Origin of the sequence: Pseudomonas sp. HB05 (assembly GCF_016756915.1) — a bacterium.
GTDB classification, from domain to species: Bacteria; Pseudomonadota; Gammaproteobacteria; order Pseudomonadales; family Pseudomonadaceae; genus Aquipseudomonas; species Aquipseudomonas alvandae.
In genome coordinates, this window is the sequence record NZ_JAESPG010000033.1 from 20,421 (window position 1) to 31,539 (window position 11,119).

Consider the following 11,119-nt stretch of genomic DNA (forward strand, 5'->3'; position numbering starts at 1 on the left):
CCAGCGGGAGCAAGCTCCCTCGCCACGGGTTCGACATCCCCAAGTTCCCCATATACATACCCCTAACCCCTCCCCATCATCCACCAATACGGTAAACTCCCGCCCATCGCTGTCTGGAGTTACTTATGCGCGCAGAGTTGAACCAGGGCCTGATCGACTTCCTCAAGGCCTCCCCTACCCCGTTCCACGCCACCGCCAGCCTCGCCCAGCGCCTGGAGGCGGCGGGTTACCAGCGGCTTGACGAGCGCGAGACCTGGGCCACCGAGGCCAACGGTCGTTACTACATCACGCGCAACGATTCCTCGATCATCGCCTTCAAGTTGGGCCGCAACTCACCGCTGCACGACGGCATCCGCCTGGTCGGCGCCCACACCGACAGCCCTTGCCTGCGGGTCAAGCCGCAGCCGGAACTGCAACGCCACGGATTCTGGCAACTGGGCGTGGAAGTCTATGGCGGCGCGTTGCTGGCGCCGTGGTTCGACCGCGACCTGTCCCTGGCCGGCCGCGTGACCTTCCGCCGTGATGGCAAGGTCGAGAGCCAGTTGATCGATTTCAAGGCACCGATCGCCACCATTCCGAACCTGGCCATCCACCTCAATCGTGAAGCCAATCAAGGTTGGGCAATCAACGCTCAGAATGAACTGCCACCGATACTCGCCCAGTTCGCCGGCGACGAGCGCGTCGACTTCCGCGCCGTGCTCACCGATCAACTGGCCCGGGAGCACGGCTTGAATGCCGACGTGGTGCTCGACTACGAGTTGAGTTTCTACGACACCCAAAGTGCCGCCATCGTCGGTTTGCATGGCGACTTCATCGCCGGCGCGCGCCTGGATAACCTGTTGTCGTGCTACGCCGGCCTGCAGGCCCTGTTGACCGCCGACACCGAAGAAACCTGCGTGCTGGTGTGCAACGACCACGAAGAAGTCGGCTCGACCTCGGCCTGCGGTGCCGACGGTCCGATGCTCGAACAGACCCTGCGCCGCCTGTTGCCCGAGGGTGAAGAGTTCGTGCGCGCCATCCAGAAATCCTTGCTGGTCTCGGCGGACAATGCCCACGGGGTTCACCCCAACTACGCCGACAAACACGACGCCAACCACGGTCCCAAGCTCAACGCCGGGCCGGTGATCAAGGTCAACAGCAACCAGCGCTACGCCACCAACAGCGAAACCGCCGGATTCTTCCGCCACCTGTGCATGGCCGAGGAAGTACCGGTGCAAAGCTTCGTCGTGCGCAGCGACATGGGCTGCGGCTCGACCATCGGCCCGATCACCGCCAGCCAGCTGGGCGTGCGCACGGTGGACATCGGCCTGCCGACCTTCGCCATGCATTCGATCCGCGAACTGTGCGGTAGCCATGACTTGGCGCACCTGGTGAAAGTGCTGAGCGCGTTCTACGCTTCTCGCGAGTTGCCCTAACCGCTGAACCTGTTCATGCAGCCTCCTGTGGCGAGGGGATTCATCCCCGCTCGGTTGCGCAGCGACCGTAGAATTTAGGGCCGCTGCGCGACCCAGCGGGGATAAATCCCCTCGCCACAACAGTGCCCGTCTCAAATTCTGGGGAGGCTGTGACATACATCAGCCCACCCCAGCCAAACCCCAACTAGACTGACCTTATCCCCCCCGACAAGGCTGTCGCCATGATCTCCATGTCCTCGTTCAACGCCATGCTGGTGCCCATCATCGCCGGCATGATCCTGCTGGCCATCGGCTTCAATTTCCGCGACAAGAACGTCGGGGTGTTCGCCATGTGGATCGGCATGTTGCTGATCCTCGCGACGGTGTTGTTCAGGATCCTGGCGAAACTCAACGAGTCCTCCTGAACACGCCTCAGGCGGGTTGCTCCGGCACGTCCACGCCCACGTGAATCGCGTCGTGCCGCCAGAATTCCAGGTCGCAATCGATCAGCCGTTGATGCTGGTCATAGTTGACCCGCGCAATCCGAAGCCCGGGGCTGCCGACCGATACTTTCAGTGCCGCTGCCGCTTCCGGCTGTAGCGACGTAGGCACGATCTCGAATTTCACCCGGCCATAATGCAGGTCGTAATGGCGGGCATACAGCTCGGTCATCGACTGGTTGAGGTCAAAGTCGAGGATGCCCGGGAAATACGCCGGATTCAGGTAGTGCTCGACGTACAGCACCAATCGCTCATCGATGCGCCGGGTGCGACAGATCTGGATGACGCTGGACAGCGCCGGCAATTGCAGCCAGGCACAGACCGCCGCCGAAGCGGGTTGCAGGCGGGCCGAGATCACCTGGGTCGAAGGCACTCGGCCCTGGGCAGCGACCATCGCGTGGAAATGGCTACGCTGCATCAGGTTGTAGGCCAGCCTTGGTGGCGAGACAAACCAGCCCCTGCGCTCTTCCCGATAAATCTGTCCCTGGGCTTCAAGCTGCAACAAAGCCTCACGCACGGTGATCCGGGTGGTCCCGAACAACTCGCTCAACTTGCGCTCGGCCGGCAACTTGCTGCCCGGCGCCAGCAAGCCGTGGTCAAGCTGCTCCTGCAGGACCTGCCCGATGGTTGTCACCGCTTTGGTTGTTTCAACGCGCATCAACGTTACCTATCTGGACTAGACCAGCACTGTTTCGGGGCAGGATTCGATGCTGCATCGATCCACGTCTCATGCCTGCAAGCCTAGGCACTGCGCATGACTGATAGATGACACAACCGCCGAACGGTCAACACATGCGCTTGCAAATAAACGGCCAAGGCCTTGCAGATCAGGCGGTTACTCATGGTCTACGCTTATCCCACAGCGACCCTCCGTGAGCCCGATGATTGCTGGCGAACGTCCCACCGACATCAAAATGTCATGGGACCCGCCTACATTGGCTCAGGTATTGCTGACCTAGACCAACACAACCGCAATCGCAGCGTTGAAAACGCCCATAGGAGCTTCGGATGAAACAGCTTTTCCTGGCATCACTGTTAGGCTCGACCATTGCCATGTGCACCGCCGCCATGGCCGCTGATACCGATCTGAAAACGTTGGAAGCCGCTGCGAAAGCGGAAGGCGCCGTGAACAGCGTCGGCATGCCCGATGACTGGGCAAACTGGAAAGGCACCTGGGAAGACCTGGCCAAGAACTACGGTTTGAAGCACATCGACACCGACATGAGCTCGGCCCAGGAAATCGCCAAGTTCGCCGCTGAAAAAGACAACGCCAGCGCCGACATCGGCGACGTCGGCGCCGCTTTCGGCCCGATCGCGGTCAAGCAAGGCGTGGTCCAGCCTTACAAACCGAGCACTTGGGAACAAGTGCCGGATTGGGCCAAGGACAAGGATGGCAACTGGGCCCTGGCCTACACCGGCACCATCGCATTCATCGTCAACAAGAAACTGCTGCACGGTTCCGAAGTGCCGACCAAATGGGCCGACCTGAAATCGGGTAAATATAAAGTCTCGATTGGTGACGTGAGCACCGCGGCCCAGGCTGCCAACGGCGTACTGGCCGCAGCCCTGGCCAACGGCGGCAACGAGAAGAACATCGAGCCAGCGCTGTTGATGTTCGCTGACATCGCCAAGCAAGGGCGCCTGTCCATGGCCAACCCGACCATCGCGACCATGGAAAAAGGTGAAGTCGAGGTCGGCGTGGTCTGGGACTTCAACGGCCTGAGCTACAAGGCCAAGATGGCCAACCCGGATGACTACGTGGTACTGATCCCATCCGACGGCTCGGTGATCTCCGGCTACACCACCATCATCAACAAATACGCCAAGCACCCGAACGCCGCCAAGCTGACCCGCGAATACATCTTCAGCGACGCTGGCCAGATCAACCTCGCCAAGGGCAACGCCCGCCCGATCCGCGCCGAGCACCTGAAGCTGCCGGAAGAGGTCAAGGCCAAGCTGCTGCCGAACGAGCAGTACAAGGGCGTGACCCCGATCAAGGATGCGGATGCGTGGGAGAAGACCTCCAAGGCACTGCCGCAGAAGTGGAACGAAGAAGTCATCGTCGAGATGAAGTGAGGCGCTAGCTCCCGCTCCCGGATCACCGCTGATCTATTGTGGGAGCGAGCTTGCTCGCGATGAGGGAGTATCAGTCGACATGAGTATTGGCTGACACACCGCAATCGCGAGCAAGCTCGCTCCCACATTGGGCGCTTGGTGAACCGGTTTTTTTGGTTCTTGTCCGGAGTCCCGGTCCCCATGAAGCACAACGTCATCCTGGTGGTGCTCGACGGCCTCAATTACGAGGTTGCCCGGCACGCCATGGGACATTTGCAGGCTTATGTCGGCGCAGGACGCGCGGCGCTCTACAAACTGGAATGTGAACTGCCCGCCCTGTCCCGCCCGCTCTACGAATGCATCCTTACCGGCGTCGTGCCCATCGACAGCGGGATCGTGCACAATAATGTCTCGCGCCTCTCGAACCAGCGCAGCATTTTCCATTACGCCACCGAGGCCGGCCTGGGTACGGCAGCCGCTGCCTATCATTGGGTCAGTGAGCTCTACAACGTTTCACCCTTCGTCGCCGGTCGTGATCGTCACACCGAAAACCCCGACCTGCCGATTCAGTACGGGCATTTCTACTGGAATGACCACTACCCCGATTCCCATCTGTTCGCCGACGCCGAGCACCTGCGCCAGCGCTACTCGCCGAACTTCCTGCTGGTGCATCCGATGAACATCGATGACGCCGGGCACAAACATGGCCTCGATACGCCGCAATACCGCAACAGCGCCCGCTCGGCCGATATCAACCTGGCGGTCTACCTGCAAGCCTGGCTCGACGCCGGTTATCAGGTGCTGGTGACGTCTGACCATGGCATGAACAACGACCGCTCCCACAACGGCCTACTGGCGGAAGAACGGGAAGTGCCGCTGTTTGTCCTCGGGAACGGCTTCAGCCTGGACGCCAACGCTGCCCCTCGGCAGACCGAGTTGTGCGGCACGATTTGCCAATTGCTCGGCATCGCCCACGACAAACCCTATTGCCAGGAGTTGCTCAAGTGAACGCCATGACGCGCGGCAAATGGCTGGCAGCGTTGTGCCTGGTGCCCTTCGCGATTTTCTTTATCGTGTTCCAGATCGCCCCGCTGCTGTGGGTGCTGGTCAACAGCCTGGAATCGGAAGAGTTCGGCTGGGGCCTCGCCAACTTCAGCAAGATCTTCAGTTCGAAGTTTTACCGGCAGGCGATCCAGCACAGCCTGGAAATCAGCTTCTGGTCCAGTGTGTTCGGCATCATCATCGCCGTGCTCGGTAGCTATTCCCTGCGCCGGGTCGATTCGCGGCTGCGCAACTTCGTCAACGCCTTCGCGAACATGACCAGCAACTTCGCTGGCGTGCCCCTGGCCTTCGCCTTCATCATCCTGCTGGGGTTCAACGGCAGCATCACGATCATGCTCAAGCAGGCGGGGATCATCGAGGATTTCAACCTGTATTCGAAAACCGGGCTGATCATTCTCTACACCTATTTCCAGATTCCCCTGGGGGTGCTGCTGCTCTACCCGGCCTTTGACGCGCTGCGTGAAGACTGGCGCGAGTCCGCCTCCCTGCTCGGCGCCAACGGCTGGCAGTTCTGGCGACACATCGGCTTGCCGGTGCTGACCCCGGCGCTGCTAGGCACGTTCGTAATCCTGCTGGCCAACGCCCTCGGCGCCTACGCGACGGTTTATGCGCTGACCACCGGCAACTTCAACGTGTTGCCGATACGCATCGCGGCCATGGTCTCCGGCGACATTTCCCTCGACCCGAACATGGCCAGCGCCCTGGCCGTGGTGCTCGTGGCGTTGATGACCCTGGTGACCGTCGTCCATCAGTTGCTGCTCAAGAGGAGCTACCATGTCTCGCGCTGAATCGGGCCCTGCCGGGCTCTATCATCGGGCAGTGGTTTACCTGCTATTCGCCATTTTGCTGCTGCCCCTGGCCGGCACGCTGATCTACTCCATCGCCAGCAGTTGGTCGGCCACCGTGCTGCCCAGCGGCTTCACCTTCAAATGGTATGTGCAGTTGTGGAGCGATCCGCGTTTTCTCCATGCTTTCGGCCAATCCCTGATTGTCTGTGTGGGGGCGCTGGTGCTGTCGGTGGTGCTGATCCTGCCGCTGCTGTTCGTGGTGCATTACCACTTTCCAAAGCTCGATGCGCTGATGAACATTCTCATCCTGCTGCCCTTCGCGGTGCCGCCAGTGGTGTCGTCAGTGGGACTGTTGCAACTTTATGGTTCCGGGCCGCTGGCGATGGTCGGCACGCCGTGGATCCTGATCGGCTGTTACTTCACCGTTGCCCTGCCGTTCATGTACCGGGCGATCACCAACAATCTGCAAGCCATCAACCTGCGCGACCTGATGGACGCCGCGCAACTGCTCGGCGCCAGCACCTTCCAGGCCGCGTTGCTGGTGGTGCTGCCAAACCTGCGCAAGGGCCTGATGGTGGCGCTGCTGCTGTCCTTCTCGTTCCTGTTTGGCGAGTTCGTGTTTGCCAACATCCTCGTCGGCACCCGCTATGAAACGTTGCAGGTGTACCTGAACAACATGCGCAACAGCAGCGGTCACTTCACCAGTGCGCTGGTGATTTCCTACTTTTTCTTCGTATTGGTCCTGACCTGGGCGGCCAACATCTTGAACAAGGACAAAAGCCAATGAGCTACGTCAGCGTCCAACACCTGCAAAAAAGCTACGCCGGCACGCCGGTGTTCAGCGACATCAACTGTGAGATCCACAAGGGCGAATTCGTCACCCTTCTCGGCCCTTCCGGCTGCGGCAAGTCCACGCTGTTGCGCTGCATTGCCGGCCTGACGGCGGTGGATGACGGCAAGATCCTGCTGGACGGCCAGGACATCGTCCCCTTGAGCCCGCAAAAACGCGGGATCGGCATGGTCTTCCAGAGCTACGCCCTGTTCCCCAACATGACCGTGGAGCAGAACGTCGCCTTTGGCCTGCGCATGCAAAAGGTCGACGCCTCGGACAGCCGCCAGCGGGTGCTGGAGATCCTGCGCCTGGTGGAGCTGCACGACTTTGCCGCGCGCTACCCCCATCAACTTTCTGGAGGCCAATGCCAGCGCGTGGCCTTGGCCCGTTCCCTGGTGACACGGCCCCGCCTGTTGTTGCTGGACGAGCCGCTGTCCGCCCTCGATGCACGGATTCGCAAGCACCTGCGCGAGCAGATCCGACAGATCCAGCGCGAATTGGGCCTGACCACGATCTTTGTCACACACGATCAGGAAGAAGCCCTGACCATGTCTGACCGGATTTTCCTGATGAACCAGGGAAAGATCGTACAGAGCGGCGATGCCGAGACCCTCTACACGGCACCAGTCGATGTGTTTGCCGCCGGTTTCATTGGCAACTACAACCTGCTGGACGCCGACAGCGCCACCAAACTGCTGCAACGCCCGGTGAACGGTCGCATCGCGATTCGCCCGGAAGCCATCGAACTGAGTCGCAACGGCGAACCCGATGCGCTGATCCGCAGCCACAGCCTGCTGGGCAACGTGATCCGCTACCGGGTCGAGGCCCGTGGCGTGGAACTGGTGGTGGATGTGCTCAATCGCTCGGCCGCCGACCTGCATCCTGACGGTGCCCGGTTGGCACTTTCCATCGATCCGTCGGCCCTGTGTGAGGTAGCCTGACGGCCTTGTTGATTTTGAGAAGGAAAACGCGCTGATGGCCCTGGCAATTTTTGATCTGGACGAAACCCTGATCCACGGCGACTGCGCCACCCTCTGGAGCGAACAGATGGGACGCCTGGGCTGGGTCGATCCGGAGTCGTTCATGCGGCGCAACAACGAGCTGATGGACGCCTACAGCCATGGCAAGCTGCGCATGGAAGAGTACATGGACTTCAGCCTGGAGCCGATGATCGGCCGCACTCCGGAGGAGATCGAGCATCTGGTTGCACCGTGGGTGGAGGATTTCATCGAGCCGATCATCTTCAGCGACGCCACCAAGGCCATCGCCGAACACCGCAAGGCCGGCGACCGGATCCTGGTGATCTCGGCGTCGGGCACGCACCTGGTCAAGCCGATTGCCGAACGCCTGGGCATCGATGAGATCCTGGCGATCGAGCTTGAAGTTGCCCACGGGGTGTACAGCGGCAAGACCGTGGGCACCCTGACCTACCGCGAAGGCAAGATCACCCGGTTGCTGGATTGGCTGGATGCCGAAGAGGAGAACCTTGAAGGCGCGAGCTTCTACTCCGATTCGCGCAACGACTTGCCGTTGCTGCTGCGGGTGGATTACCCGCATGTGGTGAACCCGGACCAGGTTTTGAAGGCCCATGCTGAATTGGCTGGGTGGCCAATCCACAGCTGGAAATAACCCCCGGACGAGAAAAACACTCCGGTCCCCGTGGCGAGGGAGCTTGCTCCCGCTCGGCTGCGAAGCAGTCGTAAAACCGGCTGACGCGGTCTACCTGGATAGTTGCGCCGTCCCGATTGGGGCGGCTGCGCCACCCAGCGGGAGCAAGCTCCCTCGCCACGGGGGCGATCCAAGCCTGCGAATACAAGACCTGTGCGAGCTTGCTCGCCCACAGGTTCAACCCAGCAGCAGCCAAAAACTCCAGCCGATCAACAACACACCACAGATACGACTGAGCCAGAGCCCCTGGGGCAGGTTTTTCTCCAGCAGGATAAAGGCCCCGATCACTGCCACCCAGAACAGGTTCATCACGCCGACTACGAACAGCAGCCCCATCAGCGCCCAACAGCAGCCCAGGCAATAAGCGCCATGGGCCAGGCCCATGCGCCAGCCGCCGAGCACGTCGGGGCGCCAGTAGCTGAGAAGAAAATGCAACGGCCCGCGACAATGTTCGAGGCAGGCCGCCTTGCTGGGCAGCCACTGATAGACACCCGCGACCAGCAGGAGGCCAGCGCCCAACGCAGTACTGCTGCTGCGCATCGCCGGACTGAGCAAGGCCAGTTGTTCGAGAGCCCATTGCAGCGCCGTGGCGCCCAAGGCGAAGCCGACCCAGACCAGGCCATAGGCGCTGCAGAACAGCAGCAAGGCCAAGTGTCGCTTCGGTGACGGCATGCACTTGCGCAGCATCTGCTGATAGATCAGCAACATGGGCAATGCGCTGGGCAGCATCATGCCCAGCATCATCACCCCCCACATGGCAAACATCAGCAGCGCATCGGCCAGGCTCCAAGGCATGACCATACCGGCCATTGCCGCATCAGCCATGCCACCCGGCGCGCTCATGTCGCGGGCCATGCGCAGCAGCATGAGCCAGGCCAGGGCGGTCAGCGCGAGCAGGCAGAACACCAATAACCACTGCTCGCCAGTCAGTCGCCTGCCCTGGGTCACTGCCTGAGGTGCTTCCATCGCTACGGCTCTATGCCGTGGCCAGTGAAGTGCACGTGGGCGAGGTGGCTATGGCTGCCCTGGGATTGCAGCTTGAGGGCTGAATGCGTCTGGTAGCTGCCGCTGGCGACTTCGGCCTCATGGAACTCGAAGCCCTCGGGCAGGGACAGGCGGACGCGATGAGGCGAGCCGTCGATCGGGCTGCGGATCGGCTCGCCGCTGGCCTGCAGCACGCCTGGAATGTCCAGGTGCGCCAGGCGCTGGTCGACATCGATGGACAGGGTGATGGGCACGAATTGTGGTTCGAACGCCTCACTCATGGTGCTGCTGAACACCTGGAACACGTTGGCCCCGGGGTCGCTCTCCAGGCCAGAGAGGATAGTCAGCAGGGCTTGGCGTTGCGCCTCGTCGGCGCGTTCATCGATGAACACCTGGCAACTGCCTTTGCCCTCATGGATAGCGCCCGGCCAAGCGAAGGTGGCGGCCCAGCACAAGCCGTCCAACGTGACTTGCTCGAAATACCCGCGTTCCACCCGCATCGACGCCACTGCCTGGCAGTGGCCATGGGTCGGTGGCGCATTGAATTGGCACGGGCAGCCCCAATTGCAGTTGCAGGCTATGAACTCGACGCCCTGCATGCGCCATTCGGCGATGGCCATGATCACTCTCTTCACCTGGCGGTGAAATAAAAGCTGCGGTTACCCCATCCCCTCATTGATTAACGCTAGCAGGGCGCGCGCATCGGATACGGGCTGCCGACCAAAGGTCAGCGTGCCGGAGTCGCCCTTGCCTCCTGTGTGGGAGCTTGCTCGCGATGGCGGTCGAGCATTCAACAGCCTTGTTGACTGTCACGCCGCTATCGCGAGCAAGCTCGCTCCCACAGGATCTGCATCAGCTCAAGCTTTCATCGACCACCAGCACCAACTTCCCGGACACCGTGTTCGTCGCCAGTTCCGCAAACGCCGCTTCGGCATCGGTGACCGCAAACGTCCGGGCCAACTGAGGGCTCAAGCGTTTATCAGCGAACAACGGCCATACCTGCTGCCCCAGTTCGCTGATCAGATCGGCCTTGAATTGATCGTTGCGACTGCGCAGGGTCGAGCCGAGCAATTGGATGCGCTTGCCCAGCACCTGGGCCAAGTCGAGTTCGGTCGTGCGGCCGCCCATGAGGCCGATCAATACCCAGCGGCCGTCAACTGACAAAAGTTTCACGTTGAGGCTGGCGTAGTTCGCGCCGACCGGATCGAGGATCACATCGAACGGCGCGAAGTCGTTCAGGCTGTTGATATCGTCGGTGCGCACCACGCCGCCCTGGGCCCCCAACGCCTCGCAATAGGCCAGCCGATCCGCCGAACCGACGCTCACCCAGCATGGGTTGCCAAACGCCTTGCAGAGCTGGATTGCCGCCGAGCCGACGCCACTGGCACCGGCGTGCAGCAGCACTTTTTCACCCGGCCGCAACCCGGCAAGCTGGAACAGGTTCAGCCACGCGGTGCCGTAGACCTCAGGCAGCGCGGCCGCTTCAGCCATCGACAGGCCTTCAGGTACCGGCAGCACGTGGCGGCCGTCGACCACCACTTCTTCGGCCATCCCACCGCCCGCCAACAGGGCGCAGACGCGGTCGCCGACCTGCCAGGAAGAGCCAGGCCCGACTTCGCTGATCACCCCGGAACACTCGAGCCCCAGCACCTGGCTGGCGCCCGGAGGCGGTGGATAATGCCCGGCTTTCTGCAATAAATCGGCCCGGTTCAGGCCGGCGGCCGCCACACGGATGCGAACTTGCCCCGCATCGCAGGCCGGACTCGGCTCATCTGCCCATACCACTTGACCTTCAACGCCTTGCAATGCTTTCACGGTGCCTCCATAGTGAGTCTC

12 protein-coding genes are annotated in these 11,119 nt (G+C 61.6%); 8 read left to right on the forward strand and 4 right to left on the reverse strand.

Annotation, left to right across the window (positions count from 1 at the left end; translation table 11 throughout):
- Window positions 1–125 precede the first annotated feature (125 nt).
- The gene (locus JMN22_RS22875) at window positions 126–1,415 is read left to right on the forward strand and encodes a M18 family aminopeptidase (protein WP_030142351.1); all 1,290 of its coding nucleotides are present in this window, start codon (window positions 126–128) and stop codon (window positions 1,413–1,415) included.
- A 221-nt stretch (window positions 1,416–1,636) separates the two neighbouring features.
- Window positions 1,637–1,819, forward strand: coding sequence for a hypothetical protein (locus JMN22_RS22880; RefSeq protein WP_030142352.1), 183 nt, complete (start codon window positions 1,637–1,639; stop codon window positions 1,817–1,819).
- A gap of 7 nt (window positions 1,820–1,826) precedes the next feature.
- Here JMN22_RS22880 and JMN22_RS22885 read toward each other — a convergent pair whose 3' ends face one another.
- Window positions 1,827–2,552 (reverse strand): UTRA domain-containing protein, encoded by a 726-nt coding sequence (locus tag JMN22_RS22885; protein ID WP_030142353.1) that lies wholly within the window; start codon window positions 2,550–2,552, stop codon window positions 1,827–1,829.
- 350 nt (window positions 2,553–2,902) lie between these two features.
- Between JMN22_RS22885 and JMN22_RS22890 the strand changes: the two genes are divergently transcribed.
- The 6 genes from JMN22_RS22890 (at window position 2,903) to JMN22_RS22915 (ending at window position 8,260) form a co-directional block, all read left to right on the forward strand.
- Window positions 2,903–3,970, forward strand: a complete 1,068-nt coding sequence (locus JMN22_RS22890; RefSeq protein WP_198798091.1) for an ABC transporter substrate-binding protein — start codon at window positions 2,903–2,905, stop codon at window positions 3,968–3,970.
- A gap of 180 nt (window positions 3,971–4,150) precedes the next feature.
- Window positions 4,151–4,957, forward strand: coding sequence for an alkaline phosphatase family protein (locus JMN22_RS22895; RefSeq protein WP_198798092.1), 807 nt, complete (start codon window positions 4,151–4,153; stop codon window positions 4,955–4,957).
- A 5-nt stretch (window positions 4,958–4,962) separates the two neighbouring features.
- Window positions 4,963–5,799 carry an ABC transporter permease gene (locus JMN22_RS22900; protein WP_198798112.1) on the forward strand — a complete coding sequence of 279 codons (837 nt, stop codon included), beginning with the start codon at window positions 4,963–4,965 and terminating at the stop codon, window positions 5,797–5,799.
- Window positions 5,786–6,586 (forward strand): ABC transporter permease, encoded by an 801-nt coding sequence (locus JMN22_RS22905; RefSeq protein ID WP_030142357.1) that lies wholly within the window; start codon window positions 5,786–5,788, stop codon window positions 6,584–6,586. Before JMN22_RS22900 ends, JMN22_RS22905 begins: the two co-directional genes overlap by 14 nt.
- Window positions 6,583–7,572 (forward strand): ABC transporter ATP-binding protein, encoded by a 990-nt coding sequence (locus JMN22_RS22910; protein ID WP_030142358.1) that lies wholly within the window; start codon window positions 6,583–6,585, stop codon window positions 7,570–7,572. The genes JMN22_RS22905 and JMN22_RS22910 overlap by 4 nt, the downstream gene beginning before the upstream one ends.
- A 34-nt stretch (window positions 7,573–7,606) precedes the next feature.
- Window positions 7,607–8,260, forward strand: coding sequence for an HAD family hydrolase (locus JMN22_RS22915; RefSeq protein WP_198798093.1), 654 nt, complete (start codon window positions 7,607–7,609; stop codon window positions 8,258–8,260).
- 216 nt (window positions 8,261–8,476) lie between these two features.
- Here JMN22_RS22915 and JMN22_RS22920 read toward each other — a convergent pair whose 3' ends face one another.
- The 3 genes from JMN22_RS22920 to JMN22_RS22930 all read right to left on the reverse strand — a co-directional run bounded on the left by JMN22_RS22920 (window position 8,477) and on the right by JMN22_RS22930 (window position 11,098).
- Window positions 8,477–9,265, reverse strand: coding sequence for a DUF2182 domain-containing protein (locus JMN22_RS22920; protein WP_030142360.1), 789 nt, complete (start codon window positions 9,263–9,265; stop codon window positions 8,477–8,479).
- A 2-nt stretch (window positions 9,266–9,267) separates the two neighbouring features.
- A complete protein-coding gene (locus JMN22_RS22925; RefSeq protein ID WP_030142361.1) occupies window positions 9,268–9,903 on the reverse strand; it encodes a DUF1326 domain-containing protein in 636 nt (211 codons plus the stop codon).
- A gap of 232 nt (window positions 9,904–10,135) precedes the next feature.
- The gene (locus JMN22_RS22930; RefSeq protein WP_030142362.1) at window positions 10,136–11,098 is read right to left on the reverse strand and encodes a zinc-binding dehydrogenase; all 963 of its coding nucleotides are present in this window, start codon (window positions 11,096–11,098) and stop codon (window positions 10,136–10,138) included.
- Between the last annotated feature and the right edge of the window lie 21 nt (window positions 11,099–11,119).

Excerpts from the sequence above, each read along its gene's own strand:
- JMN22_RS22875 (WP_030142351.1), top strand. The coding sequence starts at position 126 with ATGCGCGCAGAGTTGAACCAGGGCCTGATCGACTTCCTCAAGGCCTCC.
- JMN22_RS22880 (WP_030142352.1), top strand. The coding sequence starts at position 1,637 with ATGATCTCCATGTCCTCGTTCAACGCCATGCTGGTGCCCATCATCGCC.
- JMN22_RS22885 (WP_030142353.1), bottom strand. The coding sequence starts at position 2,552 with ATGCGCGTTGAAACAACCAAAGCGGTGACAACCATCGGGCAGGTCCTG.
- JMN22_RS22890 (WP_198798091.1), top strand. The coding sequence starts at position 2,903 with ATGAAACAGCTTTTCCTGGCATCACTGTTAGGCTCGACCATTGCCATG.
- JMN22_RS22895 (WP_198798092.1), top strand. The coding sequence starts at position 4,151 with ATGAAGCACAACGTCATCCTGGTGGTGCTCGACGGCCTCAATTACGAG.
- JMN22_RS22900 (WP_198798112.1), top strand. The coding sequence starts at position 4,963 with ATGACGCGCGGCAAATGGCTGGCAGCGTTGTGCCTGGTGCCCTTCGCG.
- JMN22_RS22905 (WP_030142357.1), top strand. The coding sequence starts at position 5,786 with ATGTCTCGCGCTGAATCGGGCCCTGCCGGGCTCTATCATCGGGCAGTG.
- JMN22_RS22910 (WP_030142358.1), top strand. The coding sequence starts at position 6,583 with ATGAGCTACGTCAGCGTCCAACACCTGCAAAAAAGCTACGCCGGCACG.
- JMN22_RS22915 (WP_198798093.1), top strand. The coding sequence starts at position 7,607 with ATGGCCCTGGCAATTTTTGATCTGGACGAAACCCTGATCCACGGCGAC.
- JMN22_RS22920 (WP_030142360.1), bottom strand. The coding sequence starts at position 9,265 with ATGGAAGCACCTCAGGCAGTGACCCAGGGCAGGCGACTGACTGGCGAG.
- JMN22_RS22925 (WP_030142361.1), bottom strand. The coding sequence starts at position 9,903 with ATGGCCATCGCCGAATGGCGCATGCAGGGCGTCGAGTTCATAGCCTGC.